This is a genomic window from Sulfitobacter sp. SK011, from assembly GCF_003352065.1.
Lineage (GTDB): Bacteria > Pseudomonadota > Alphaproteobacteria > Rhodobacterales > Rhodobacteraceae > Sulfitobacter.
In genome coordinates this window covers 3,380,211-3,404,815 of record NZ_CP025803.1, presented here as the reverse complement: position 1 = coordinate 3,404,815, position 24,605 = coordinate 3,380,211, and the positions used below count along the sequence as shown (strand labels likewise).

The 24,605-nt window shown below is 58.0% G+C and carries 22 protein-coding genes; 13 read left to right on the top strand and 9 right to left on the bottom strand.

The features are described 5' to 3' along the window. Positions 1 to 3: 3 nt before the first annotated feature. Together C1J02_RS16670 and C1J02_RS16665 are read right to left on the bottom strand one after the other, a co-directional pair. Complete coding sequence (locus C1J02_RS16670; protein ID WP_114879589.1) at positions 4 to 1,005, bottom strand: NAD-dependent epimerase/dehydratase family protein; 1,002 nt, start codon at positions 1,003 to 1,005, stop codon at positions 4 to 6. Beyond that, positions 1,002 to 4,169: a 4Fe-4S double cluster binding domain-containing protein gene (locus C1J02_RS16665; RefSeq protein WP_254693133.1), complete on the bottom strand. Its 3,168-nt coding sequence runs from the start codon at positions 4,167 to 4,169 to the stop codon at positions 1,002 to 1,004. The genes C1J02_RS16670 and C1J02_RS16665 overlap by 4 nt, the downstream gene beginning before the upstream one ends. Before the next feature lie 161 nt (positions 4,170 to 4,330). Here C1J02_RS16665 and C1J02_RS16660 point away from each other — a divergent pair, with 161 nt between their 5' ends. Together C1J02_RS16660 and C1J02_RS16655 are read left to right on the top strand one after the other, a co-directional pair. Further along, positions 4,331 to 4,546 (top strand): DUF2945 domain-containing protein, encoded by a 216-nt coding sequence (locus C1J02_RS16660; protein ID WP_114880664.1) that lies wholly within the window; start codon positions 4,331 to 4,333, stop codon positions 4,544 to 4,546. A gap of 4 nt (positions 4,547 to 4,550) precedes the next feature. Beyond that, a complete protein-coding gene (locus C1J02_RS16655) occupies positions 4,551 to 5,516 on the top strand; it encodes a DNA topoisomerase IB (protein ID WP_254693132.1) in 966 nt (321 codons plus the stop codon). Between the two features lie 20 nt (positions 5,517 to 5,536). Here C1J02_RS16655 and C1J02_RS16650 read toward each other — a convergent pair whose 3' ends face one another. Continuing rightward, positions 5,537 to 6,892, bottom strand: coding sequence for an MmgE/PrpD family protein (locus C1J02_RS16650; protein WP_114879586.1), 1,356 nt, complete (start codon positions 6,890 to 6,892; stop codon positions 5,537 to 5,539). 229 nt (positions 6,893 to 7,121) lie between these two features. Between C1J02_RS16650 and C1J02_RS16645 the strand changes: the two genes are divergently transcribed. Continuing rightward, positions 7,122 to 8,045, top strand: a complete 924-nt coding sequence (locus tag C1J02_RS16645; protein ID WP_114879585.1) for an aminotransferase class IV — start codon at positions 7,122 to 7,124, stop codon at positions 8,043 to 8,045. Between the two features lie 24 nt (positions 8,046 to 8,069). After that, a complete protein-coding gene (locus C1J02_RS16640) occupies positions 8,070 to 9,182 on the top strand; it encodes a histidinol-phosphate transaminase (RefSeq protein ID WP_114879584.1) in 1,113 nt (370 codons plus the stop codon). A gap of 6 nt (positions 9,183 to 9,188) precedes the next feature. Here C1J02_RS16640 and C1J02_RS16635 read toward each other — a convergent pair whose 3' ends face one another. From C1J02_RS16635 to C1J02_RS16610, 6 genes are all read right to left on the bottom strand, one after another. Then, positions 9,189 to 10,193: an ABC transporter ATP-binding protein gene (locus C1J02_RS16635; protein WP_114879583.1), complete on the bottom strand. Its 1,005-nt coding sequence runs from the start codon at positions 10,191 to 10,193 to the stop codon at positions 9,189 to 9,191. Beyond that, positions 10,190 to 11,218 carry a Gfo/Idh/MocA family protein gene (locus C1J02_RS16630; RefSeq protein WP_114879582.1) on the bottom strand — a complete coding sequence of 343 codons (1,029 nt, stop codon included), beginning with the start codon at positions 11,216 to 11,218 and terminating at the stop codon, positions 10,190 to 10,192. Before C1J02_RS16630 ends, C1J02_RS16635 begins: the two co-directional genes overlap by 4 nt. Further along, complete coding sequence (locus C1J02_RS16625) at positions 11,215 to 12,054, bottom strand: carbohydrate ABC transporter permease (protein ID WP_114879581.1); 840 nt, start codon at positions 12,052 to 12,054, stop codon at positions 11,215 to 11,217. Before C1J02_RS16625 ends, C1J02_RS16630 begins: the two co-directional genes overlap by 4 nt. An 11-nt stretch (positions 12,055 to 12,065) precedes the next feature. After that, a complete protein-coding gene (locus C1J02_RS16620; RefSeq protein ID WP_114879580.1) occupies positions 12,066 to 12,992 on the bottom strand; it encodes a carbohydrate ABC transporter permease in 927 nt (308 codons plus the stop codon). 127 nt (positions 12,993 to 13,119) lie between these two features. Beyond that, complete coding sequence (locus C1J02_RS16615) at positions 13,120 to 14,373, bottom strand: ABC transporter substrate-binding protein (RefSeq protein WP_114879579.1); 1,254 nt, start codon at positions 14,371 to 14,373, stop codon at positions 13,120 to 13,122. 33 nt (positions 14,374 to 14,406) lie between these two features. Then, positions 14,407 to 15,288, bottom strand: a complete 882-nt coding sequence (locus tag C1J02_RS16610; protein WP_114879578.1) for an N-acetylmuramic acid 6-phosphate etherase — start codon at positions 15,286 to 15,288, stop codon at positions 14,407 to 14,409. Positions 15,289 to 15,506: 218 nt separating this feature from the next. On the opposite strand from C1J02_RS16610, the gene C1J02_RS16605 reads away from it, so the two are divergent. From C1J02_RS16605 to C1J02_RS16565, 9 genes are all read left to right on the top strand, one after another. Next, positions 15,507 to 16,274, top strand: a complete 768-nt coding sequence (locus tag C1J02_RS16605; protein ID WP_114879577.1) for a GntR family transcriptional regulator — start codon at positions 15,507 to 15,509, stop codon at positions 16,272 to 16,274. Next, positions 16,271 to 17,302, top strand: coding sequence for an SIS domain-containing protein (locus C1J02_RS16600; RefSeq protein WP_114879576.1), 1,032 nt, complete (start codon positions 16,271 to 16,273; stop codon positions 17,300 to 17,302). Before C1J02_RS16605 ends, C1J02_RS16600 begins: the two co-directional genes overlap by 4 nt. Further along, positions 17,299 to 18,462 carry an N-acetylglucosamine-6-phosphate deacetylase gene (gene nagA / locus C1J02_RS16595; RefSeq protein ID WP_114879575.1) on the top strand — a complete coding sequence of 388 codons (1,164 nt, stop codon included), beginning with the start codon at positions 17,299 to 17,301 and terminating at the stop codon, positions 18,460 to 18,462. The genes C1J02_RS16600 and nagA overlap by 4 nt, the downstream gene beginning before the upstream one ends. Before the next feature lie 101 nt (positions 18,463 to 18,563). After that, positions 18,564 to 19,517, top strand: coding sequence for a sugar-binding transcriptional regulator (locus C1J02_RS16590; RefSeq protein WP_114879574.1), 954 nt, complete (start codon positions 18,564 to 18,566; stop codon positions 19,515 to 19,517). Between the two features lie 110 nt (positions 19,518 to 19,627). Continuing rightward, positions 19,628 to 20,944 (top strand): sugar ABC transporter substrate-binding protein, encoded by a 1,317-nt coding sequence (locus C1J02_RS16585; RefSeq protein ID WP_114879573.1) that lies wholly within the window; start codon positions 19,628 to 19,630, stop codon positions 20,942 to 20,944. A gap of 131 nt (positions 20,945 to 21,075) precedes the next feature. Next, entirely contained in the window at positions 21,076 to 21,942 is an 867-nt protein-coding gene (locus tag C1J02_RS16580) for a carbohydrate ABC transporter permease (protein WP_114879572.1), read from the top strand. Positions 21,943 to 21,955: 13 nt separating this feature from the next. Continuing rightward, positions 21,956 to 22,786 carry a carbohydrate ABC transporter permease gene (locus tag C1J02_RS16575; protein WP_114879571.1) on the top strand — a complete coding sequence of 277 codons (831 nt, stop codon included), beginning with the start codon at positions 21,956 to 21,958 and terminating at the stop codon, positions 22,784 to 22,786. A gap of 12 nt (positions 22,787 to 22,798) precedes the next feature. Then, positions 22,799 to 23,803: an ABC transporter ATP-binding protein gene (locus tag C1J02_RS16570; RefSeq protein ID WP_114879570.1), complete on the top strand. Its 1,005-nt coding sequence runs from the start codon at positions 22,799 to 22,801 to the stop codon at positions 23,801 to 23,803. Then, complete coding sequence (locus tag C1J02_RS16565) at positions 23,800 to 24,573, top strand: L-iditol 2-dehydrogenase (RefSeq protein ID WP_114879569.1); 774 nt, start codon at positions 23,800 to 23,802, stop codon at positions 24,571 to 24,573. Before C1J02_RS16570 ends, C1J02_RS16565 begins: the two co-directional genes overlap by 4 nt. Positions 24,574 to 24,605 lie beyond the last annotated feature (32 nt).

Genomic DNA, 24,605 nt, shown 5'->3' with positions numbered 1-24,605 from the left:
AGGTCAGGTTTTGTAATAGTCCCGGTACCAGTCCACAAAGTTTTGCAGGCCGGTGGCAATGGGGGTGGCGGGGCGTTTGACTGTGAGTGTCTGCAGGAGCGTCGAATCGGCCCAGGTGGCAGGCACATCGCCGGGCTGCATGTCGTGGTAGTTTTTGGTTGCAGTGCGCCCGCAGGCGGCCTCGATCGCGGTGATATACTCCATCAGTTTTATCGGTGTGCCATTGCCGATATTGAGCACGCGAAACGGTGCAACGGCAGAGAGGCTGTCATGTGCAACCGGGACACCCGTTTCGGGCACAACGTCGATCAGCGCCACAAGTGAGGCGACCAGATCGTCGATGTACGTAAAGTCCCTTAGCATATCACCATGGTTATAAATATCGATGGGATCGCCGTTCAGGATCGCGCGGGTGAATTTGAAATGCGCCATATCGGGGCGGCCCCAAGGGCCATAGACCGTGAAAAAACGGAACATGGTGATTGGCAGGCCGTAAAGGTGCGCATAGCTGTGCGCCATCGTTTCGGTTGCCTTCTTGGTGGCCCCATAGAATGACATTTGCGTTTCGACTTTGTCCGTTTCGGCAAAGGGCATATCGGTGTTGGCCCCGTAAACAGATGAGGAAGAGGCCAGCAACATATGCGCTGGCGGATAAGCCCTAGCGGCTTCCAGCAGTTCAAACGTGCCGACAAGGTTTGATTGCAGATACGATCGCGGTGCGTCAATGGAGTGGCGCACCCCCGCCTGGGCTGCCAGATGAATGACCGTATCTGGGCGGTATTTCTTGAAGAGCGCCATCAGGGTGCCGGGCGTTTCAAGCCGGTCATTGATCACGCTGAAATTGGCATGCGTGTTCAGCATGGATTGGCGGCGTTCCTTGAGGGCAACGTCATAATAATTTGACAGGCAATCAAGGCCCACCACACGCCATCCGGCACCCAGCAGCGCCAGAGATGTGAAGTAGCCGATAAACCCCGAAGAGCCGGTGACAAGTGCGGTTTTCATAGGTCAATCTCCACTATGCCGCCGGGTTCTGTGGCACGCGACTGGCACAGGATCATGGCGGTTTGCCGTTGTTTGGCGGAAAGCACAAAGTCGCGGTGTTCCACAGCGCCGCTCCGCACGCCGCATTTGCACACGCCACATATCCCATCGCTGCACTTGATGTCTACGGAAATTCCTGCGGCGATCAGCGCGTCGGTGGCCGACTGATCCGCAGCCACGGCAATATCGCGTCCTGATGCAAGCCGCAGGGTAAAGGGATGGTTTACATAAGCGGGCACATCGGGGGTCGAGAAATATTCAAGGTGGCAGGCGTCCTCTGCAACGCCGGCCTGCTTTGCCGCTGTCATGACAGATTGCATGTAAGCATCAGGACCGCAGGTATAGACGTGGCCGCCCTTGGGCAGTCCGGCCATGATCACGGGCAGATCGGCGCGGGTGTCTTCGGCTGAGATATGCAGGTGAACTTGTGCTGCCCATGGCATGGTTGGCAGGATGTTTGCAAAGGCCGCCGCAGCGCGCCGGGGCGCGGAATAGTGCAGGGCAAAGGGTTTGCCGATGGCGTGCAGCCGATGCGCAAATGCGATCATCGGGGTCACGCCAATGCCACCGCCCATCAGCAGGGAAAACGGTGCATCCTCGACCAATTCAAAGTGATTCACGGGTTTTGACACAAACACCCTCCGCCCTTTGGAAAAGACCCGGTGCAGCAGTGCGGACCCACCCCGGCCCTCGTCCTCGCGCAGCACCGCAATGCGGTACCTGCTGCGGTCGGCAGGATCACCAAGCAGCGAATAGGGGCGCAGGAACTCAGGCGCGACCACCAGATCCAGATGCGCGCCAGCGGTCCATTGTGGTAAATCATGGCCTTCGGGGTGCGCAAAATCATAAAGGGTCACGCCGTCGCTGAGGTGTTCTGCCGCCGTGATGCGCAGGTCAAGGACCGGGGCATCACTGCCCACAGCATAAAGATGCAGGTGATCGGTATCGCCGCGCGCATTCTTTGCGCGGTGTTCATCGGCAGTCAACAGATCCGCATGTGCCTTGATCCCGGCCTCGCGGTTCATCGGGTCCGGGTAGGGCCATGGATGCGGGGCAAGGGGCGCGGGGTAGACGGCCAATGTCTGATCCTCAAATTTGAGGTCCAGATCGGTTTGCAGATCACGCGCGTTGACAGGCGCGCGCGGCACATCAAAGCCGCCATCGGGGCGCACTTCGATATCCCACCACCATTTCTTGATCGGGTTCAGTCGACCTTTGCCGACTCTATCATCCAGCTTGGCCAGCATCGGCGCTGCCTTCGGGATGTTCATGGCAGCCCAGCGAAAAGGCCGTTCTGCAAACAGTCCTTCCAAATTCCACGGGCAGGTTTTCATACACCGCCCACACATCGCGCCGCCCTGGTTGGTGATGCGATACGTGGCGCATTTCTGACTGTCGGATTTCCAGATTTCATAGCCGTTGAACATTTTTTTCGGCCCGGCGGTGATTGCACCGGAGGGACATTCACGCGCGCATTTGTTGCAGGCTTCGCAGAATTTTTGCAGACCAAAATCAATGGGTCTGTCGTGCGCCATCGGCAGGGTTGTTGTGACCACGCCGGATTTCAGACGCGGTCCAAGGAATGGGTTCAGGATCACCTCGCCGATGCGGCTGACCTCACCCAAACCGGCCAACAACAGCAGCGGCGGTTGCAGCACATCGCCATCCATCACCGTATGTGCTTTGGCTGGATAGCCCAGATTGCGCAGGTGCTGTGCGATCACACCACCCAGCATTGAAAACCGCAGATAGGCGCGCATGGATTGCGATACTGCGATCCAATCATCGCCTGATGATCCTTCCATGGTGTCGAACCCCTGATCGATGATCATGCTCAGCGCCTGATCATGGGGCGGCGTGATGGGGGTGCCGGTGGCGTCATGGCTGTACCATGTCCAGTCGGGACAGGCAGACAGACCTGCCGCATCTGTCCCCAGAAAATAGCTGGCGGCCTTGAGGTTGGCGGCATTGCGGGCGGGGTCAAGCTGTGCCGGGTCAGGGGCGACGGTGCCGTCCTGTAACAGAATGAGCGCGCCCAGCAGGCGGCGTTGCGCGGCGGAGGGCGCGGATTTGACCACGTGATGCCCGCCTTTCATCGCATCCTGAACCTTTGGCCCCATGTCACCAAACTGTCCGCGCGCAAACATGTCGGTGCGCTTGGGGATACGCGGCACGTTGGGCGCGTCGATGTAGGTGGTGGGATTGTCGACCCGCTTGAGGTTCTCAAAGGGGTGCGGTCCGGCGGCAAAATCACGGCTGGCATAGGGATCGTGGCTGCGCGCGTGCACGCCGCCGTGGGTGCCAAGTTGCCAATGCGGTCCTTTGAGCGCGGACCACGGCTGATCCTTCATCGGGGCCAGCGGCAGGTCGGGGGCCAAAGTCATGTCCGTGCTTACCACGGCAATCCCGAACCGTGTGCCGATCCAGGGCGCGCTGATTGCAGCGTTTTCGCACACGGCCAATCCCGCCGCCACCGCCAGTTTGCCCAGATGCACGTCGGATGTGGTGGCCGAATGCACCCGCGCATCAAAGCCCAACTGGCGGATGTATTCGCCAAGCACTGTGGCGTTTTCAGTGGCACGCAGGCAGGCGCGCTGGGCTTGGGCGTCGATGATCCAGTCGCTGCCCGGCTCGCCTTTGCGTGGATCACGGGGGAACGCGGTCAGGATCACCAGCGCATGGGTATGCGCACCAAGCGGCGGTACGGGTGTGGTGGCCGCATCGCGCAAATTGGCCATGATCACATCAACACCAGCGGCCAGCGTCTTGGTCTGGCGGGTTTTCAGGTCGTGGGCCAACTGGTCCGTTTCGCGATTGCGGCGCGGGGTGGCAAGTCGGGCGGCCTCCGGCAAAGCGCAGATCCCCATCATTGAGGCGTCGTTGTAATAGCCAAATGCCTTGAGGTGATTGGCGCGCGTCACCGGGTCATCGGGAATATTGGCCCGCGCCGGGTTCACCTTGCCGCTGCGCAGTACATCCATCATGGCCTGAAACGGGCCCATGGCATTGACGATGCTTTCGGGGCGATCAGGGCGGGCAAAGCTTATGGTGGGGAACGGCATTTCGGGCAGGCGCATGTGCGCCCGATCAAGCCTGTGCAACCGTTCCAAGGGGTAGCTGCCCATATGAACCGGGCGCGATCTGGATGAGAAAATCTTCATCCAGCAGACGTGCCATAGGCCGCTGAAAAATGCCAGACAGCGTGCCGGGAATTAATCACATCGGGAACCGGAGCGTTTGGCCGTGCGTTGCAAAACATGATCAGGCAAATTGGGGGGGAACTGCGATGGCTGACTTTGGCAAAGGTGACAAGGTCGAATGGGACTGGGGCAACGGTACCGCCGTGGGCACTGTTGAGAAAACCTATGACCGCAAAGTCACCCGGACATTGCAGGGTACTGAGGTGACGCGCAACGGGTCAGACGATGATCCTGCCCTTTATATCGAACAGGAAGATGGCTCTGGCGTGCTCAAACTGTCCTCCGAAGTCCGCAAAGGATAGGGGCGTGGTGCCAAGTGAGCTGATCTACGTGAGCGATGATCAACCGGGGATCACCCGGCGCAAACGCGGGCGCGGGTTCAGTTATACGGCACCGGACGGCACCACGATTGCGCAAGGCGCTGAACGGAGGCGGCTTGAGGCTTTGGCGGTGCCACCCGCCTATAAAGACGTCTGGATGTGCGCGTTGCCCAATGGTCATCTGCAGGCCACCGGGCGCGATGAGCGTCGGCGCAAGCAGTACCGCTATCACATGGAGTGGACCGCCGCACAGGCGGAAACCAAGTTTGCGGGTCTGGTGAATTTCGGTCATGCCTTGCCGCGCATCCGGCGCCGGGTGATGCGCGATCTCAAGGGTGATGCGGGCGAGCAGAGTTTCGCATTGGCCAGCGCGGTGGCGCTGATTGATCGTACGGCGATGCGGGTGGGCAACCCGGATTACACCCGCGAAAACGGCAGCTATGGGGCGCTGACCTTGCGGAGCAAACATGTCAATTTGGATGGCAACACCATTTCCCTGCGGTTCACTGCCAAGGGTGGCAAGAAAGTCCGCAAGCAGATGAACGACCGCACGTTGGCGCGGATCCTGGGCAAGGTGAACGATCTGCCCGGTGCCGAAGTGCTCAGTTGGCTGGATGATGATGGCACACCTCAGAGGCTCAGTTCCGCCGGGTTGAACAGCTATCTCGCAGATGCCTCCGGGCAGGATGGCATTACCGCCAAGACCTTTCGCACATGGACCGGTACGTTGGCCGCGTATGAGGTAGCAGAGAAAGGCGCGGCCACGATCAAAGCGATGGCAGAGGCCGCAGCCGAGCGGTTGCACAACACGCCAACCGTTGCGCGCAACAGCTATATACATCCGGCAGTTATTGATCTGGCCGGGGACGAGGTTTTGACGCCGAAGGTGCGCAGCGTGTCTGACCTTTATGCCTCAGAAGAGCGGATGCTGACCTTTTTGATGGATCAATAACAGCGCGCAGGATCAACCGGCTACGGGGCGTCTTTCAGATGACCGAGCAGCTTTGAAAACAGCGCGGTGCCGTCCGTCAGGGACAGGCAGGCATCGCGGATCGCGCCTGCACGTTGCGCTCCCAGGACCGGCACAGCAAAGGACATGTATTTTGCGATGATGTCGCCTGCGTCAAACGGGCGTTCCGGCCCGCCGCGCGCATGCACATCGCCCGAGGTCAGGACGTGCCCATCCTTTAGCGTCATTGTCACATCGGCCCAGCGGCCCGCTGGGAAACGCGCTTCGTGATGCGCGGCCTCGTGCATCTGCGTGCGGGCAACAAGGTTTGCGACAACCGGATCAGACAGGCCATTGTCCGAGATATGCTGCAATCCAATCGTCCCATGGGCGACCATCGTCGCCACGGCAAAGGGCAGGGAATATTGCGCCTTGGAAGTCGTGTCGGGCATCGTCGCAAAAAGCTGTACAGCGTTGTGAAAGCTATGAATTTCGATCTTGTCCACCTGATCGGCGGTGACGTTGCCTGCCAGACAGATTTCGCGCGCGGCATCAATGGCCGCATGTGCCCAACGACAGATTGGATAGGGTTTGATGTATTGGTGCGCGACCTGCCAGAATGTCCCAAGATCGGCCCAGTGGTCCGCGACCTCGGGCGCTTCGACGGTGATTGCCGGTGCGCCGGTGAACCCGATTTCAGCCATGATCAGCGCGGACGCCCCCACCAGCGCGCCCATGCCAGAGCCATCATGCAACATGGTTGGATTGGCGATCTCGCGCATCATCTGGCTGCGCGGTCCGTGGTATTCGGCAATGCCTAGCGCCTCGCGCAATTGAGCGGCAGAGGTGCCGCGCAACCGCGCGCCAAGCGCTGCAACGCCAAGCGCGTTCCACGCGCCGGATGTGTGATAATCGGGCGTAGTGGCGTGCAGGGCAATGCCCGCGCGTCCGGCGATTTCATAGCTGACCACAAGAGCCGCCAGCGCGTCCATGCCGCTCAGATTGGGGATGTGTTGGGCGAATGACACAAGCGCGGGAACCACGGCCACACCGATATGGCCCTTGGTCGGGTTGTAACCATCGTGCCCATCAAGATTGTCGATCTGGCTTGCCGTGGCAAAGGCAGCGCCGGCAAGGCTGGCCGTGCGCCCGTCAAACATCATCCATGCCATATCACGGGGGTCTGCCGCCCCATAAAGCCGCCGCGCGGTATCGCGGGCCAGCACGCCTGCCTCCATCGGGGTGGCGGCAATGGCGATGCCAAGCGTATCAAGCAAAAGCAGCGCGGCCTGTTTCATGACAGAGGCCGGGATGCCGTTGCTGTCAGTGGTTCGAATAAAGGCATCAATCGCGGGCGGCAGCGTGGATGAAGTGGCCATGACAGATCCTTAAGGCTGGCGGGTCTGGGTTTGATGATAGAAACTGGAACTGGCAGCCCACCCGGAAAAAACGACATTTCAGCGCGATGCCTGTCGCGGACTGGTTCTGACGGCCGGTCCGTTGCCCGTTAGGGTGGGCCAACAAATGATCATTTTGATTTGCCCTTGGTTCAGGCATCAATGCGGGTAAAATCCAAAGCGGCCCCAGCACAAAATCAGAAAGCAACGTATGACTGACCACAAAACCACCCACGACGCGGATGCAGATATCCGCAACCGCGACATCAAGATTTATGTGAATGGGGACATTGTGCACCGCGATGCGGCCAAAGTGTCGGTCTATGACGCGGGCTTTATGCTGGGTGACGGGATATGGGAAGGGATGCGGCTTTATCACGGGTCATGGGCGTTTTTCGACGAACACATGGACCGGTTTTTCAACTCGTGCAAAGCGATTGCGCTGGATGTTGGTATGGATAAGGCGGGCATCATGGATGCGCTGACCCGCACGGCTGCGGCGAACGACATGACCCATGATGTGCATTGCCGCCTGATGCTGACCCGCGGCATCAAGGACAAGCCGTTTCAGCATCCTGCGCTCAGCACCTCGGGCCCGACGCTGGTGATTATCATGGAGCATTCAAAGCCCGTGGATAGGTTGCAAACCGCCGGTATCCGGCTGGCATCGGTGCCGCAGGTGCGCGGGCTGCCGCATGCGCAAGACCCCAAGCTGAACAGTCATTCCAAGCTCAACTGCATCATTGCCTGCCTTCAGGCCGACGCGGCGGGCGCGGATGAGGCATTGATGCTGGACCCGCATGGGTTTGTGAACACCACCAACGCCTGCAACTTTTTCATCGTGCGGCGGGGCGCGGTTTGGACCTCGACGGGGGATTATTGCATGAACGGTGTGACGCGCCAGAAGGTGATAGATTTGTGCCGCGGCAATGACATACCGGTCTATGAAAAGAACTTCTCGCTTTATGAGGCCTATGGCGCGGATGAGGCGTTTTTGACCGGGACGTTTGGGGCGCAAACACCGGTGGCTCAAATTGATGGCAAGCCCATCGGTGATGGGGACCGGCCTGTGACCAGGATCATTCAGGGTCTCTATAAAGACCTGATCGCGCAACATGTGGGCGGTGATGTGTGATCTGCAAAACGACAGGACAGTGAGATGAGCACAGACGGGGTGATCACAGCCAAACCACAGTCATATCTTACGCCGCTGGTCGTGCGCGGGCGAATTGAGAGGCCGCAGCCCAAAGGGTTGCCGACCGTCAATCTGGGCTACAATGAACTGCCTTACGGGCCGACGCCCTTGGTTGCCGCTGCGTTGGACAAGGCCGCACATCATGTGAATGCCTATGGCGGTGCGACCTGTGACGCGCTGCGTGCGGCTTTGGCCGGGGTCAATGGTCTGGACGCGGATGACATCATCTGTGGCAACGGGTCCGAGGAATTGCTTGACGTGATCGCCCGTAATTTCGCCCGCGCGGGCGACGAGGTTCTGATCTCGGCCTATGGATATATCCAGTTTGAAATGACCACCCGGCGGCAAGGGGCGGCGTTGGTCAAAGCACCCGAGACCAATTTCACCACCGACGTTGATGCGATTTTGTCGGCGATCACGGCGCGGACAAAACTGATCTTCGTGGCCAACCCGAACAATCCAACAGGAACGGTTCTGCCGTTTTCAGAATTGGCCAGACTGGCGCAGAACACCCCGCCACATGTCGTGCTGGTGCTTGATCTGGCCTATTGTGAATTTAACGGATTTGACAGCGCTGCGGCTGTTCACGGGCTGGCCAAGGCATACGACAATGTCATCGTCACCCGCACCTTTTCCAAAGCCTATGGGTTGGCGGGCGCGCGCGTTGGGTGGGCGCATGCGCCACGTCAGATGTTGCCGGGGTTTTATGCTGCGCGGGGCATGGCGAGTGTAAACGCACTGGCGCAGGCCGCAGCCTTGGCGTCGCTGGCCGACATCGACGTGGTGCGCGACCGGGTCGCTGCATTGGTCCTGGAACGTGAACGGGTCGCGGTGGCCTTGGCGGCCTTGGGTATCAGTGCCCTACCCAGTGGCACCAACTTTCTGCTGGTGTCCATCGACGGCGCGGACGCAGAGGTGATCGAGGCGCTGGTTGTGCATTTCTTTGATGATGCGGGGCTGATCGTGGGGCGTACCCGCGAGGCAGGACTGGAGGCATTCCTGCGCTTTTCGCTTGGCAGGCCCGCACAAAACGACCTGCTTTTGCAAAGCGCCGCGCGGTTCATGGCGGCGCTTTGAGCAACGTTATTTCTTGTTGATGCGCTTGCCATCGGCATCAAAATGGAACGTATGTGCGGCATCAAAGCCCAGCGTCACCGCATCCCCGACATTTGCCATATGTTGCCCAAACAGGCGCACGGTCAGCGTTTCATCCTCGGCCGTGGTGACAAGCAGGTTGGTGTCGCCGCCCAAGCGCTCCACATGGGTGATGCGCCCTTTGATCTGGCCATCATCAGCCAACGCCAGATGTTCGGGCCGCACGCCAAGGGTCGTGCCCTGTGGCAGGCCAGCCACTGAACGGGTCAGGAAATTCATTGAGGGCGATCCAAGGAAACCCGCAACGAATTGATTGGCAGGATTGTTGTAAAGTTCCATCGGGCTGCCGGTCTGTTCGACACGTCCGTCGCGCAGCACGACGATCTTGTCCGCCAATGTCATGGCTTCGGTCTGATCGTGGGTTACATAGATCATCGACGCGCTGAGCTTGCGGTGCAGATCGGCAATCTCGATCCGGGTGTTCATCCGCAGGGCGGCATCCAGGTTGGACAGGGGTTCGTCAAAGAGAAACAGTTTGGGTTCGCGCACAATCGCCCGGCCAATGGCAACCCGCTGGCGTTGCCCCCCCGACAGGTCCGATGGCCTGCGATCGACATACGCGGTCAGATCGAGCATTTGAACGGCCTTGTTCACCCGTTCGTCAATAACGTTCTTTGGCTGCTTTTCCTGCTTGAGGCCAAGCGTCATGTTATCGCGCACAGTCAGGTGCGGATAAAGCGCGTAAGACTGAAACACCATCGCGATGCCACGCTTGGAGGGGGCAGTGTTGTTCACCACATCACCGCCGATGGCCACGGTGCCAGAGGTTGCATCCTCAAGCCCCGCAATAACCCGCAAAAGGGTGGATTTGCCACAGCCCGACGGGCCGACAAAGACGACAAATTCACCGTCTTCTACAACCAGATCAATGTCTTTGAGGACTTTAACAGAGCCAAAGGATTTACAGATTTTCTCAAGTTTCAGAGCGGTCATTTGCGTTCTCCCAGAGTAACGGGTTGGCCGGTGCGGATGCTTTCGTCAGCGGCAAGACAGATCGCCAGCGATTGCACGGCGTCATTCATGTGGCGGGTCAGGTCAGTGTCATCGGCGATGGCGTTCACCATATAGGCCTGTTCGGTATCACAGAGTTCCTGGTGCCCCGGTTCATCAGGCATTTCGATCTCGCGGTCGCCCGCTTGGGTGTGGACAAGCAGGGTGCCGACGCGGGTGTGGCCATCAACATCATCGGATGCGCCTTTGTCGGCATCGCGGATCGACACGGACCCCCTGGGCGACACCACGTCTTTCACAAAGAAGGCGGTTTCGGACATCATCGGTCCCCAGCCAGCCTCGTACCAGCCGACAGATCCGTCCTCGAACACCACCTGAAGCTGGCCGTAGTTGTACATGTCGGGGGCAATTTCATCCGAGAGGCGCAGGCCCATACCGTTGACACGCACCGGTTTGGCATCGGTGATCTGGCACATCACGTCGACGTAATGCACGCCGCAATCGACCAGCGGCGATGTGGTTTGCATCAGCGCTTTGTGGGTTTCCCATGTGGGGCCATCGGATTGCTGGTTCAGGTTCATGCGGAACACGAAAGGACCACCCAGATTGCGGGCCTCGGCAATCAGGCGCTGCCACGCGGGGTGATGGCGCAGGATATAGCCGACCACAAGCTTGCGGTTCGTTTGTGCAGCCTTGTCCACCACAGCCTGTGCATCGGCCACGGTGGTTGCCAGCGGTTTTTCCACAAACACATGCGCGTCCGCGTCCATCGCGGCGATGGCATATTCTGCGTGGCTGTCGGAATAGGTGGCGATGCACACGAGGTCGGGTTTGGTTTCGGCCAAAGCAGCATGGTAATCGGTATAAACCGGATACCCTTGCAAGTCGGGATGATCGACTGTGCCGGATCGGTTCACCAGCCCGACAATCTCTGCGTCGGGGTGGTTGTGGTGGGCCAGCGCATGGCTGAGCCCCATGTTGCCCAGACCGGCAATGAGAACCCTCATTTCACCGCCCCTGATGTGATGCCGCGGATCAACTGACGCGAGAAGATCACGTAGAGCGCCATGACCGGCAGGATGGCAAGCGACAGGGCGGACAGAACCGCGTTCCAGTCGGTGACAAACTGCCCGATAAAGACCTGCGAGCCGAGCGTCAGTGTTTTCACTTCTTCGGCAGGCGCAAGGATCAGCGGGAACCACAGGTCGTTCCAGATCGGGATCATGTTGAACACCGCGACCGTCGCCATGGCCGGGCGCACCAGCGGCAGGACAAGGCGGAAAAAGATGCGGTATTCTGACAGGCCATCAATGCGGCCCGCGTTTTTCAGATCGTCACTGACCTGGCGCATGAATTCGGACAGGATGAAAACAGCCAGCGGCAAACCCTGAGCGGTATAAACCAGGATCAGCGCCCAAAGCGTGTTCACCAGCCCGGTCTGCACCATCATTTCAAGGATTGCGACTGTGCCGATGCGGATCGGGATCATGATGCCAAGTGCAAGGTAAAGCCCCATCACCATGTTGCCCTTGAACCGATACTCGGCCAGCGCAAAGGCGGCCATTGCGCCGAAGAGCAGGATCAGGGTGAGCGAGCCCACCGTCACAATCATCGAGTTCTGAAAGTAGAGGAAAAAATCGCCCTGTTTCAGCACTGTCTGATAGCCGATGAGTGAAAAGCTGTCTGCGTCGGGCAGGGAAAGGGGTTCGCGAAAGATTGCTTTGCGGGTCTTGAAGCTGTTGATCACAATCACAAAGACCGGGAAGAGCGCGATCAGCGTATAGAGGATCAATGCGCCGTGGGCGGCAAAGGTGTTGAGGCGGTTCTGACGTGCGGTGTTCATTTGCTTTCTCCTCAGAACTGGTAGCGGCGCATGCGCGACTGGATGCCAAAGAGGTAAAGACATACCCCCACCAGAATGATTGCAAACATGGCTGACGCGATGGTGGATCCCATGTGCGGATCACCCAATTGCAGCTGAAAGCCAAAGAAGGTGCGGTACATGAAGGTGCCCAGAATATCGGTGCTAAAGTTCGGTCCGGCCAGCGCGCCCTGGGCGGCATAGATCAGATCGAAAGCGTTGAAGTTGGCCACAAACGTCAGGATCGAAATGATGCCGATGCTGGGCAGGATCAGTGGCAGCTTGATCTTCCAGAAGGCGGCCAGCCCGGTGATGCCTTCGACCTCGGCGGCCTCCAGAATCTCATCGGGGATCGACAGCAGCGCGGCATAGATCAACATCATAGGGATGCCGACAAACTGCCAGACCGAAACCAGCGAAAGGGCGGTGAGCGCGTATTCTTCTTTGCCCAACCACGGCGCATAAAGGAACTTGAGGCCAATCGAGTCCAGCATGTCCGGCGCAATGCCCCAGATCGGCGAGAGGATCAGCTTCCATGCAAATCCGACAATCACAAAGGACAGGATCGTGGGAATAAAGATGGCAGAGCGGTAAAATGCAGCAAAGCGCAGGCGCGGATGGCTGAGGATCGCGGCAAGGGCCACGCCGATGGGGTTCTGCACCAGCATGTGGACGATGAAGAACCAGAAGTTATTGCCAAGCGCGTTCCAGAATTGGGTGGACCAGACGGTATCTCCGAACAATGTGCGGAAATTCTGAAGGCCGACGAACACACGGCTCTGGTCAACTTCGGTGAAAAGCGACAGGCGCAATGTGTTAAAAAGCGGATAAATCATCACTGCCGTATAAATCAACACGGCTGGGGCCAGAAAAACGGCGATGTGCCAACGGGTCCGGCGCTTGGGTAGCTCATGTGACATGGGGGAATCCTACGGTTGATGACTGCGTGGGGGTGAGTTTGTTCCGCGCCGGCCAACGCGCCGTCGTGAAACCACTGATCAAAGCGGTGGCTGCCCCAAAGATGTTCAACCTTTGGGGCAGGTCGTCTTATTTTTGTGGGTCGTACCAGCTGGCAAGGCCATCCTGCAGACGCTTGCCCGCGTCTTCAGGGGTTTCTTCGCCCTTGATCACCTGGACTGAGGCATTCCATGTCTCGTTTTCGAGGTTCGGCGTGCCGCGTGACAGGACCTGATAGGTGGACCGGATCGAGCTTTCACATTCGCCGCGCCATGAGATGAACTCTTGCGCGAGCGGATCTTCGAGCGCGACTTCGCCATTTGACAGCGGAAAGAAGCCGGGCAGCGCGTTTGCATAAAGTGTCGCAAACTCAGTCGAGCCAACCCAGTTCAGGAAGGTTTTGGCCGCCTCAGGATGCGCCGTTTTTGCGTTCATGCCGATGCCAATGTCGGTGTGATCCGAAATGTAGCATGTGTCGCCCGCGGCCTGGACAGGCGGATAGAACGCGCCCATTTCAAAATCAACAAGGCTGTTGAACCCAGACACTTCCCATGATCCCGCTGGATAAATCGCAGCGCGGCCAAGGGTGAAAATGTTCTGGCTGTCAGGATAGGTCTGCGCCTCGTAACCGTCACCCAGATACGGACCCCACTTTGCCAACTGGCGGTAAGGGGCAACCCATGCCTCGTCGGTCAGTTTCTGGTCGCCTGCCAGCAATGCAAGGCGGCCTTCTTCACCTTTCCAATAGTTTGGACCGATGTTGTTATAGCCCATTGTGGCGGCTTCCCACTGGTCGTTGGTGCCCATCGACATTGGAATATAGGTGCCGTCTTCCTTGATCGTTTCGAGCGCTGCAAAGAACTCGTCTTCGGTCTTTGGGACTTCAAGACCCAGCTCTGCAAAGGCGTCCTTGTTGTAGATGAAGCCGTGGATCACCGAAGCCATCGGCACACAGAATTGCGTGGCGGCATCATCGGTGCTCCAGCCGGACTTGGCGACGTCGGAAAAGTTTTTCATGCCTTCCAGGTCTGTCACATCGGCCAGATGTCCGGCCTCAAACAGCGCCAAAGACGCGTCAAACGGACGGCAGGTGATGATGTCACCAGCGGAGCCTGCATCGAGCTTGGAGTTCAGCACAGCGTTGTATTCTGCAGGTGCGGAAGGGGTGAATTTGACTTTGATGCCAGGGTTTTCAGCCTCAAATGCAGGAATGATTTTGTCCTGCCAGATGGCAAGGTCATCATTGCGCCAGCTTTCGATGGTCAGCGTGACATCTTCGGCAAAGGCCGCGCCCGTCAACATGGTTGTGGCCAGCAGAGTGGCGGTGAAAGTATGTTTGTTCATTTGGTTTCTCCCTTTGGGTGGTCTTCGTTGATCTTAGTCGTTTCGTGCCAGGCAGGGGCCAAGGTGCCCCTTGTGGACTTTCAATGCCTGTTGGGCCTGGACAGGGTCCAGACCCGAGGCAATCAGGATGGCAACCTTTACATTGCCGTTGGCCGTTTCGAGCGCGGTTTGCGCCTTTTGGTCCGTTACACCTGCGATGGTGCGCACGATGCCTGCGGCGCGTTCGCGCAGTTTCGCATTGTCGGCGATCAGATTGACCATGCGGCCCTGATACACATGACCAAGGTGCAGACCCATGAGCGTCGACATCATATTCAGGGCGACTTTTTGTGCCGTCCCCGCGCCCAACCGGGTGGACCCGGCAAGCACCTCTGGCGGGGTGTGAATGCAGACCGCAATGTCCGCGATGTTAAGCAGGGGCGTGTCAGGGTTATTGGCAATGCCGATCACAGATGCCCCGCGCGCGGCGGCTTTTTCGGCGATGGCAACCGGGAAAGGCGTTGATCCGCTGGCGCTGAGTGCGATGAGGCAATCGTTTTGCGTGATATCAGCGGCAATTGCATCAGCTTGGTCAGTGTCATCCTCGGTCTGGCCGGGCATGTGTCCGTCCGCAGGGACACCGCCGGCCATATGCAGGCGCAACTGATCGGTGGGGATGCCAAAGGTGCCGGGCAATTCACAAACATCGGCCAAAGCCATCAAGCCTGAACTGCCTGCGGCGGCATAAATCAGCGTGCCACCAGACGTGATGGTGTCCGCCATAACCTGTGCGGCGCGGGTGATGGCGTCGCTTGCCCCTGCGATGGCCCCAACGGCCGCAACCTGAGCGTCGAGCATCATCTTTGCGGCCACGTCAGGACCAACTGCATCAATGGCAGGGTGATCTGGCAGGTTTTCTGTCTGGCGCAGCAGCATGCGATTCTATCCTCTTTGGAAATACCATACCTTTATAATACCATTTGTCCAGAATTTAGTTTCATGGTCGCAAATAACGATGTTTTCCTGACAATTGGCCTTCCTTTCTTGGAAAAGGTATTATAAAGGTATCGTATGTTCGATTCCATTGAAGCCATGCTCGCCGCCGGAGTTTCCATTTTTGTGGGGTGCCTGACGTGTCTGAAAGGGGTGCGCGTATGAATGTTCCAGAATTTCTGGACCCGGCACTTTGGTTGCGACCCGATGCGGGTCCGCGCTATGTTCAACTGCGTCAGCGGCTGACCGACGGCATTGACCAGCGTATCCTGAAGCCCGGTGCGTCATTGCCGCCTGAACGGATCATCGCGACGATCACTGATCTGTCGCGGGTGACGGTGCGCAAAGCAATCAAATCGCTGGCTGAAGATGGAATCGTTGTTCAGAAACAAGGGTTCGGGTCCTTTGTGGCGACAGATACACCGCAGATCGAGCAATCTTTGTCGCGGCTCACATCCTTTACCGAGGATATGACCAGACGCGGCATGGCCTCGACCAGTGTTTGGCTGGAACGGGGGGTTTTCATGCCCTCGCCCGACGAAGTGGTGGCGCTTGGGATGTCGCAGGATGCATCCGTGTCGCGGGTCGCGCGTTTGCGCACGGCAGATGGTAAGCCGATGGCAATTGAACGGGCGTCGTTGCCCACAACGATTTTGCCAAATCCGCTGGAGGTGACCACCTCGCTTTACGAAGTTCTTGAGGCAACTGGCCTGCGCCCGGTGCGCGCACTTCAGAAAATTTCAGCGATCAATCTGGGGCCTGCGGATGCAGAGCTTCTGGCGGTAAACGAAGGCGAGGCGGGCCTGCGGATCGAGCGGACCTCGTATCTGGCAGATGGCCGTATCGTCGAATTCACCCAATCCATTTATCGCGGCGATGCCTATAATTTCGTGGCAGAGCTGCGCCTTGCAAAGGAACCAGAGACATGAGTGCCACCCAAACCCAGATGCGCCAGGAGGTGCTGGAAATCCCACAAGCTGCGGCGCGGCTTCTGGACACTCAAGGCGATGCCGTGCGGGCCGCAGCCGATGCGCTTCGCGCGCGCAACCCGGGATTTCTGGTCAGCGTGGCCCGTGGTTCATCCGACCATGTGGCGACCTATCTGAAATATGCATCCGAACTGTTAAGCGGGACGCCGATCGCATCGGTGGGGCCGTCAATCGCGTCGGTCTATCACCGCAAGCTGAACCTTGCGGGCAGCGCATGCCTGTCGGTGTCTCAGTCCGGTCAAAGCCCGGATATCGTTGAAATGGCGCGGATGGCGCGCGCAGGTGGTGCGTTGTCGATTGCACTCACCAATGATCCTGCGTCGCCTCTGGCACAGGTCAGCGATCATACCTTGTACCTTGAGGCGGGACCGGAACTGAGCGTGGCGGCGACAAAGACCTTTGTGAACTCTGCAGTTGTCGGCATTTGGCTCTTGGCTGAATGCGCGCAGGATGCGGCGCTTTTGGCAGCGATCCATGGCTTGCCTGACCATCTGGAAAAGGCCGTGCGCCAAGACTGGAGCCAGGTTATCGACGCGCTGGGCAGCCGCAATTCGCTCTTTTGTCTGGGCCGCGGCCCGGCTTCTGCGATCTCGAATGAGGCGGCTTTGAAATTCAAGGAAACCTGTCAGTTGCACGCGGAATCCTATTCTTCGGCTGAGGTCCTGCACGGGCCGGTGTCGATTGTGGACGCGGGATTTCCAGTGCTGGCGCTTTGCGCAGCGGATGAGGCGGAACTGGCTTTGGCGGGTGTCGCGGACCAGATTGCAGACAAGGGTGCGGCGGTTTTTGCCACCACAGATCAGGTCAAGAAGGCGACAGCGTTGCCGACCGTTCGGTCCGGGCATGGCCTGACCGATCCGATTGCACTGATTGCGAGTTTTTATGCGATGGTTGAACAGGTCGCAACATCGCGCGGCATCAACCCGGATGCACCACGGCACCTAAAGAAGGTAACAGAAACCGTATGACAGCGCGCGAAACGGCCCTCATTGGGGCAGACATTCATGATGGTCTGACGTTGCACAAGGGTGCCGCACTTATGGCGCGTGCGGATGGGTCGGTTGCGGTTGTTTCATCGGACGATGTGCCAATGGGATGTGCCACACAGCACCTTGACGGTGGTATCATTGCGCCGGGATTTGTGGATTTGCAGGTGAACGGCGGCGGCGGCGTGATGTTCAATGACGCCCAGACCGTCGAAACATTGCAGGTCATGGCCAAGGCCCATGCAACGACGGGAACGGCGGCGTTGTTGCCCACGTTGATCACCGATACGCCCGATCGCACCCGGGCGGCAATCGATGCGGTGGCGCGTGCCATTGACGAAAAATTGCCAGGGATCATCGGGATCCATTTGGAAGGTCCACATCTGTCAGTGGCCCGCAAGGGGGCGCATGACCCCAGCTTGATCCGTCCGATGACGGACGCGGATATCGCTGTGTTGCTGGACGCCGCCAACCGATTAGCCAATGTGATGCTGACGGTTGCACCGGAAAATGTGCGGGACGATCAAATCTCAGCCCTTGCCGCCGCCGGGGTGATTGTGTCGCTGGGTCATACCGACGCCAGTTTTGACCGCTGCATGTCGGCATTCGACGCCGGTGCATCCTGTGCCACCCATTTGTTCAACGCGATGAGCCAGCTTGGCAACAGGGAGCCGGGGTTGGTCGGTGCTGTCCTAACACATCCCGCGGTGAGTGCGGGGCTGATTGCCGATGCGGTTCATGTTCACCCAGCCACGATGCGCGCGGCACTGTCGGCAAAATCCGTGGTGGCCAAAGATGGACCGGGTCAGATTTTTCTGGTGACGGACGCGATGGCCACGGGGGGCTGCGACATACAGGAATTCACGCTGAACGGGCGTATTGTGCGGCGCGAAAACGGCCGATTGACGCTCGGTGACGGCACGTTGGCCGGGGCGGACGTCGATTTTGGGCGCGCGATTTCAGTGGTGATGGATCAGGTGGGTGTTGGCCTGCAGGATGTCGTTGCGATGGCAACGACGCTGCCTGCGCAATTATTGCGTGATGACATGGGGTTCGGACGGATTGACGGGCTGGAAAACGGCCTTGTGCATCTGGATAAGACCACCAATCAGCCCCGACACATTGCATCGCTTTTGGGCTGAGCACGCCTGTCTTAAATCCGAAGGCGGTTGAAAAACACTCTGGTTTCACGCATTCATGGCCGCCAAGGCGCACGTGCCGGGATACCTTCGGACTGGATCGCATGAAGTTAAAACCCAAAGTTGACGGATCAACGGATGACCTCGCCGCGCGGGCGGGGTGGATGTATTATCTTGCCGGAATGACACAGGGCCAGATCGCCGAAGAACTGGACCTGTCGCGGCAACGCGTACAGCGGTTGGTGGCCCGCGCGATTGCGGATGGTTTGGTGCATGTGCGGCTTGATCACCCCATTGCGGCCTGCCTGAATATGGAACGCGATCTGAAGCGGAAATTCGACCTTCAGTTCGCGCGCGTTGCGCCATCATTGCCGGATCGGGCAGATTCGTTTCGCTCGGTTGCCGCCGTTGGGGCGGGCGAGGTCGAACGTGTCTTGCTGCGACAGCCGGACCTTACCGTCGCGGTTGGCACCGGGCGGACCTTGCGGGCCGTGGCGACTGAGATGACCGAAATGGAATGTCCGGGTCACAAACTTGTGTCGCTGATCGGCAATTCCAATTTTGACGGATCGGCATCGCTTTATGAGGTGCTTCAGCGGTTTGCAGAAAAGATCGGCGCGCGGTATTTTCCCATGCCTTTGCCCGTGATCGCGACAAACCGCGAGGAGCGCGATTTTCTTCACAGCCTGCCGCATGTTGCCCGGATCAGGGCGCTTGCCCACAATTGTGATGTGACCTTGGTCGGGTTGGGTGAACTTGGAGCAAAGGCACCGATGGTCATGGATGGATTCATGTCCGCCGAGGCGATGGCCGAGCTGGAGGCCGCCGGTGCTGTGGGAGAGATCGCCGGCTGGGCCTTTGATTCGAATGGGACCTATATGATGGATCAGTCCGACGTATGCACCAGTGGTGTGCGTGTTGAGCCATCCGACAAGCCAAACATCGGCATCGCCGTGGGGGAAGCCAAATATCCCGGCCTGCTTGCAGCGCTAAAAGGTAAATTGATCAACTGTTTGGTGACAGATGAAGCCTGCGCGGAATATCTGCTGAAACACTGAAAATCCCTTAAGAGTTGTGCTTTTCGATAATTTTGTTGACAAAATGCTGTCCATTTGTGAGTAATTGCCTAGGTAGTGGGCAAAAGCCCATATCTTAACGGGAGGATACCATGAAGAATTCACTACGCGCCCTGTTGGGTGCGACAGCTATGTGTGCAGTTGCCGGAACGGCATTTGCAGATGGGCATTCAAAAACAATCACCATCGCTACCGTGAACAACGGCGATATGGTGCGCATGCAGGGTTACACTGATATTTTCACCGAAGAGACCGGCATTGCCGTCGAATGGGTGACACTGGAAGAAAATACACTGCGCCAGCGTGTGACAACGGACATCACCACCAAAGGTGGCCAGTTCGACATCATGACAATCGGCATGTACGAGACCCCTATCTGGGGTGCCAACGGCTGGTTGGTCCCGCTTGATGATCTGTCTGCTGAATACGACGTGGATGACATTCTGCCCGCCATGCGCGATGGCCTGTCCCATGACGGCACACTTTATGCGGCACCGTTTTACGGCGAAAGTTCAATGGTGATGTACCGCACCGACCTGATGGAGCAAGCAGGTCTTGAAATGCCTGATGCCCCGACATGGGAATTTATCCGCGAAGCAGCTGCTGGAATGGATGATCCTGAGAAAGACATCAACGGTGTCTGTCTGCGGGGCAAGGCCGGCTGGGGTGAAGGCGGTGCATTCATCACGGTGACTGGCAACTCTTTCGGTGCACGCTGGTTTGATGAGGACTGGAACGCACAGTTTGATCAGCCAGAATGGGCTGAAGCGCTGAATTTCTATGTCAGCTTGATGAACGATTACGGCCCCGAAGGTTATGCGACCAACGGTTTCAACGAAAACCTGTCGCTGTTCAACCAGGGCAAGTGCGGCATGTGGATTGACGCGACTGTTGCGGCATCTTTCGTGACCGGTGCCGATTCCACAGTTGCTGATTCAGTTGGTTTCGCTTTGGCACCAAACCACGAAGGTGTTGAAAAGCGCGCGAACTGGCTTTGGGCTTGGGCCTTGGCGGTTCCCGCAGGGACGCAAAAGGAAGCTGAAGCCAAGCAGTTCATCGAATGGGCAACCGGCAAAGCGTATATCGAGCTTGTTGCTGGCAAGGAAGGCTGGGCCAATGTGCCTCCGGGTGCGCGGACATCTCTGTATGAGACACCTGAGTATCTGGAAGTTCCGTTTGCTCAAATGACCCTGGATTCTATCAACGCGGCTGATCCGACCAACCCAACAGTTGATCCGGTGCCGTATGTTGGTATCCAGTTCGTCGCGATCCCCGAGTTTGCCGGTATGGCAACGGAAGTGAGCCAGGAATTCTCTGCCGCGTATGCGGGTCAGCAGACCGTGGAAGAAGCGCTGGCAAAAGCCCAGGCGATCACCAACGAAACCATGGAAGCAGCCGGCTACAAGTAAGCCACTGCCACCCAGAGCAGAGGGCGGTTCGCCCGCCCTCTGCTTTTCACTGCACTACTGTTTCCGCTTTCCAATACGACGTAAGGATGGGGCTCTGATCTTGCCGCCCATCAACGGAGGAGATGCATCCAATGGCCACCAAAGCTTCCCGATCCGCCGCCAGACTGATGATGGCACCCGCAGTGATCTTGCTCCTTGGCTGGATGTTGGTGCCTCTGATCATGACATTGTGGTTCTCGTTCCGCACTTATTTGCCGCTGCGTGGTGGCGACCAAGGGTGGACAGGATTTGATAATTATGTCCGATTTGTAACATCAAGCGCCTTCTGGCCGGCTATTTACACGACGCTCATCATTCTGGGCGGAGTCCTGGCTATTACGATCGCTTTGGGCGTTCTTTTGGCGATCTTGCTTGATCAGCCGATGTGGGGTCAGGGCCCGGTTCGTATTCTGGTCATTGCGCCGTTTTTCGTCATGCCAACCGTTTCCGCATTGGTGTGGAAGAACATCTTTATGGATCCGACAAACGGATTGTTTGCGCATCTGTGGAGGTTCTTTGGCGCGGACCCGGTCAGTTGGCTTTCAGACGCGGCGGTACCGTCGCTCATTTTGATTGTGTCCTGGCAGTGGCTGCCGTTTGCAACGCTCATCTTGCTTACCGCCATTCAGTCATTGGATAGTGAGCAGCTTGAAGCGGCTGAAATGGACGGTGCGTCACCGCTGTCACGCTTTTTCTACATCACCCTGCCGCACCTTAGCCGTGCAATCACCATTGTGGTCCTGATTCAGACAATCTTCCTTTTGGCAGTCTTTGCCGAGATTTTTGTGACAACAGGCGGCGCATTCGGCACCCGGACATTGTCCTATCTGATCTTCCAACGGGTGCTGGAAAGCCAGAACATCGGGCTTGGCTCTGCGGGCGGTGTTTACGCGATCATCCTTGCCAATATCGTTGCCATCTTCTTGATGCGCATCGTCGGCAAGAACCTAGATAACTGAGGGAGGACGGCACATGGCACGTTCAGTTACCAACCAACGCAAGGCGTTCAACACGACACTTGCCTGGATCATCGGTCTGCTGATCTTCTTCCCGATCCTGTGGACCATCCTGACCAGTTTCAAAACCGAAGCGCAGGCGATCTCCGATCCGCCGATCTTCCTGTTCTTTGACTGGACGACGGAAAACTATTCAACAGTGATGGAACGGTCGAACTACGGGCGTTTCCTGTGGAATTCGATCTTCATCGCGGGGGGGTCAACCATCCTTGGGATTATGATTGCGGTGCCTGCCGCATGGTCGATGGCCTTTGTTCCATCCAAGCGGACCAAGGATATCCTGCTCTGGATGCTCTCAACCAAGATGCTGCCGGCGGTTGGTGTTCTTTACCCAATCTATCTGCTGTTCATCAAGCTGGGTCTGCTGGACAATGTCTATGGTCTGACGTTTGTGCTGATGTTGATCAACCTGCCGATCATTGTCTGGATGCTGTACACCTATTTCCGTGAAATCCCTGGTGAAATCCTGGAAGCGGCGCGGATGGACGGGGCGACCCTGAAATCAGAAATCCTTTATGTGCTGACGCCGATGGCGATTCCCGGTATCGCGTCGACCTTATTGTTGAACTTCATTCTGGCATGGAACGAGGCCTTCTGGACCCTCAACCTGACAGCGGCAAAAGCGGCGCCACTGACCGCGTTTATCGCAAGCTATTCAAGCCCTGAAGGCCTGTTTTACGCAAAGCTCAGCGCGGCATCCACGATGGCTATCATGCCGATCCTCATCCTTGGCTGGTTCAGCCAGAAACAACTTGTCCGCGGCCTGACGTTCGGCGCGGTGAAATAGGGAACCTGACACATGGGACAAATTACGCTCAACCAAGTCACGAAAAGCTTTGGCGATGTGCAGGTTATTCCGCCACTGGATCTTGAAATCAACGAAGGTGAGTTTGTTGTTTTCGTCGGGCCATCGGGTTGTGGTAAATCCACGCTTTTGCGTCTGATTGCCGGTCTCGAAGACACGACGTCCGGAACGATCAGCATCGACGGCAAAGACGCGACGGATCTGCCGCCAGCCAAGCGCAGACTGGCGATGGTGTTTCAATCCTACGCGCTTTATCCGCATATGTCGGTCCGCAAGAACATCGCTTTCCCGTTGAAAATGGCAGGCATGCCGCAGGATCAGATTGCGGCCAAAGTCGACCACGCGGCAACAATCCTGAACCTTGCTGATTACATCGACCGTCGTCCCGGCCAATTGTCTGGCGGTCAACGGCAGCGTGTGGCCATTGGCCGGGCAATCGTGCGCGAACCTGCGGCGTTCCTGTTTGATGAACCCCTGTCGAACCTTGACGCATCCTTGCGCGTCAACATGCGCCTTGAGATCAGCGAATTGCACAATGAACTTGAGACAACGATGATCTATGTGACCCACGATCAGGTTGAAGCCATGACTATGGCTGACAAGATCGTTGTGTTGCAGGCGGGCAATATCGAACAGGTTGGCAGCCCGCTTGAGCTTTATCACCGTCCGCAGAATACCTTTGTGGCAGGCTTTATCGGGTCGCCGAATATGAACCTCTTTACCGGAGACGAGGCACAAAAACACGGCGCGACCACCATCGGTGTGCGCCCGGAACATATGCAGGTGTCCAAAACCGAAGGTCAGTGGAAAGGCCGCGTGGGCGTCGCGGAGCATCTGGGGTCGGACACTTTTGTGCATGTGCATGACACCGGGCTTGCCGAAATGGTCACGGTGCGGATCAGCGGTGATCTGGACGTGCGCCACAACGACACCATCTATCTGTCACCTGATATGGACAAGCTGCACCGCTTTGACGCGCAGGGGCTGCGGATAGAATGAAGCGACTGGACGGGCAGTCGGCGCTGATCAGCGGGGCGGCCCGCGGGATCGGGCAAGGGTTTTCAGAACGCTTTCTGGCAGAGGGGGCCACAGTTGGCATCGCGGATATCAACCTTGATGCGGCCGAAGAAACTGCCCGTGCGCTTGGTGACGGGGCCTATGCGGTGCAGATGGATGTCAGCCGTCAGGACAGCATTGACGCGGCCATCGCAGCGGTTGTCGCACAGGCCGGAAAGCTGGATATCGTGATCAACAACGCAGCACTTTTTGATGTGGCTGAAACCGTCGATATCACCCGCGCCAGCTATGACAGGCTTTACGCCGTGAACGTCGCTGGTACGCTTTTCACGATGCAGGCGGCGGCGAAACAAATGATTGCCCAAGGTCATGGCGGCAAGATCATCAACATGGCAAGCCAGGCGGGCAGACGCGGCGAAAGCCTTGTGCTGGTCTATTGCTCGACCAAGGCTGCGGTGATCTCAATGACCCAGTCGGCGGGGCTGAACCTGATCAAGCACGGCATCAACGTCAACGCCATCGCGCCCGGTGTCGTGGACGGCGCACATTGGGACCATGTCGATGCGATGTTTGCCAAACTTGAGGGCAAAAAACCGGGTCAGAAGAAAGCCGAGGTTGCCGCATCCGTCCCTGCCGGACGCTTTGCCGTGCCTGAGGACCTGACCGGCATGGCGGTGTTTCTCGCCTCATCAGATGCCGACTATATCGTGTCGCAGACGTATAACGTCGACGGCGGACAGTGGATGAGCTGACATGACATTTCTGCTACGCCAATCTTCTCTGG

What these genes read in the sequence shown, in the direction of transcription:
- C1J02_RS16630 (WP_114879582.1), bottom strand. Translation starts at nt 11,218, where the DNA reads ATGAGGGTTCTCATTGCCGGTCTGGGCAACATGGGGCTCAGCCATGCG.
- C1J02_RS16625 (WP_114879581.1), bottom strand. Translation starts at nt 12,054, where the DNA reads ATGAACACCGCACGTCAGAACCGCCTCAACACCTTTGCCGCCCACGGC.
- C1J02_RS16585 (WP_114879573.1), top strand. Translation starts at nt 19,628, where the DNA reads ATGAAGAATTCACTACGCGCCCTGTTGGGTGCGACAGCTATGTGTGCA.
- C1J02_RS16620 (WP_114879580.1), bottom strand. Translation starts at nt 12,992, where the DNA reads ATGTCACATGAGCTACCCAAGCGCCGGACCCGTTGGCACATCGCCGTT.
- C1J02_RS16640 (WP_114879584.1), top strand. Translation starts at nt 8,070, where the DNA reads ATGAGCACAGACGGGGTGATCACAGCCAAACCACAGTCATATCTTACG.
- C1J02_RS16570 (WP_114879570.1), top strand. Translation starts at nt 22,799, where the DNA reads ATGGGACAAATTACGCTCAACCAAGTCACGAAAAGCTTTGGCGATGTG.
- C1J02_RS16600 (WP_114879576.1), top strand. Translation starts at nt 16,271, where the DNA reads ATGAGTGCCACCCAAACCCAGATGCGCCAGGAGGTGCTGGAAATCCCA.
- C1J02_RS16635 (WP_114879583.1), bottom strand. Translation starts at nt 10,193, where the DNA reads ATGACCGCTCTGAAACTTGAGAAAATCTGTAAATCCTTTGGCTCTGTT.
- nagA (WP_114879575.1), top strand. Translation starts at nt 17,299, where the DNA reads ATGACAGCGCGCGAAACGGCCCTCATTGGGGCAGACATTCATGATGGT.
- C1J02_RS16590 (WP_114879574.1), top strand. Translation starts at nt 18,564, where the DNA reads ATGAAGTTAAAACCCAAAGTTGACGGATCAACGGATGACCTCGCCGCG.
- C1J02_RS16575 (WP_114879571.1), top strand. Translation starts at nt 21,956, where the DNA reads ATGGCACGTTCAGTTACCAACCAACGCAAGGCGTTCAACACGACACTT.
- C1J02_RS16665 (WP_254693133.1), bottom strand. Translation starts at nt 4,169, where the DNA reads ATGGGCAGCTACCCCTTGGAACGGTTGCACAGGCTTGATCGGGCGCAC.
- C1J02_RS16605 (WP_114879577.1), top strand. Translation starts at nt 15,507, where the DNA reads ATGAATGTTCCAGAATTTCTGGACCCGGCACTTTGGTTGCGACCCGAT.
- C1J02_RS16615 (WP_114879579.1), bottom strand. Translation starts at nt 14,373, where the DNA reads ATGAACAAACATACTTTCACCGCCACTCTGCTGGCCACAACCATGTTG.
- C1J02_RS16670 (WP_114879589.1), bottom strand. Translation starts at nt 1,005, where the DNA reads ATGAAAACCGCACTTGTCACCGGCTCTTCGGGGTTTATCGGCTACTTC.
- C1J02_RS16650 (WP_114879586.1), bottom strand. Translation starts at nt 6,892, where the DNA reads ATGGCCACTTCATCCACGCTGCCGCCCGCGATTGATGCCTTTATTCGA.
- C1J02_RS16580 (WP_114879572.1), top strand. Translation starts at nt 21,076, where the DNA reads ATGGCCACCAAAGCTTCCCGATCCGCCGCCAGACTGATGATGGCACCC.
- C1J02_RS16660 (WP_114880664.1), top strand. Translation starts at nt 4,331, where the DNA reads ATGGCTGACTTTGGCAAAGGTGACAAGGTCGAATGGGACTGGGGCAAC.
- C1J02_RS16565 (WP_114879569.1), top strand. Translation starts at nt 23,800, where the DNA reads ATGAAGCGACTGGACGGGCAGTCGGCGCTGATCAGCGGGGCGGCCCGC.
- C1J02_RS16645 (WP_114879585.1), top strand. Translation starts at nt 7,122, where the DNA reads ATGACTGACCACAAAACCACCCACGACGCGGATGCAGATATCCGCAAC.
- C1J02_RS16610 (WP_114879578.1), bottom strand. Translation starts at nt 15,288, where the DNA reads ATGCTGCTGCGCCAGACAGAAAACCTGCCAGATCACCCTGCCATTGAT.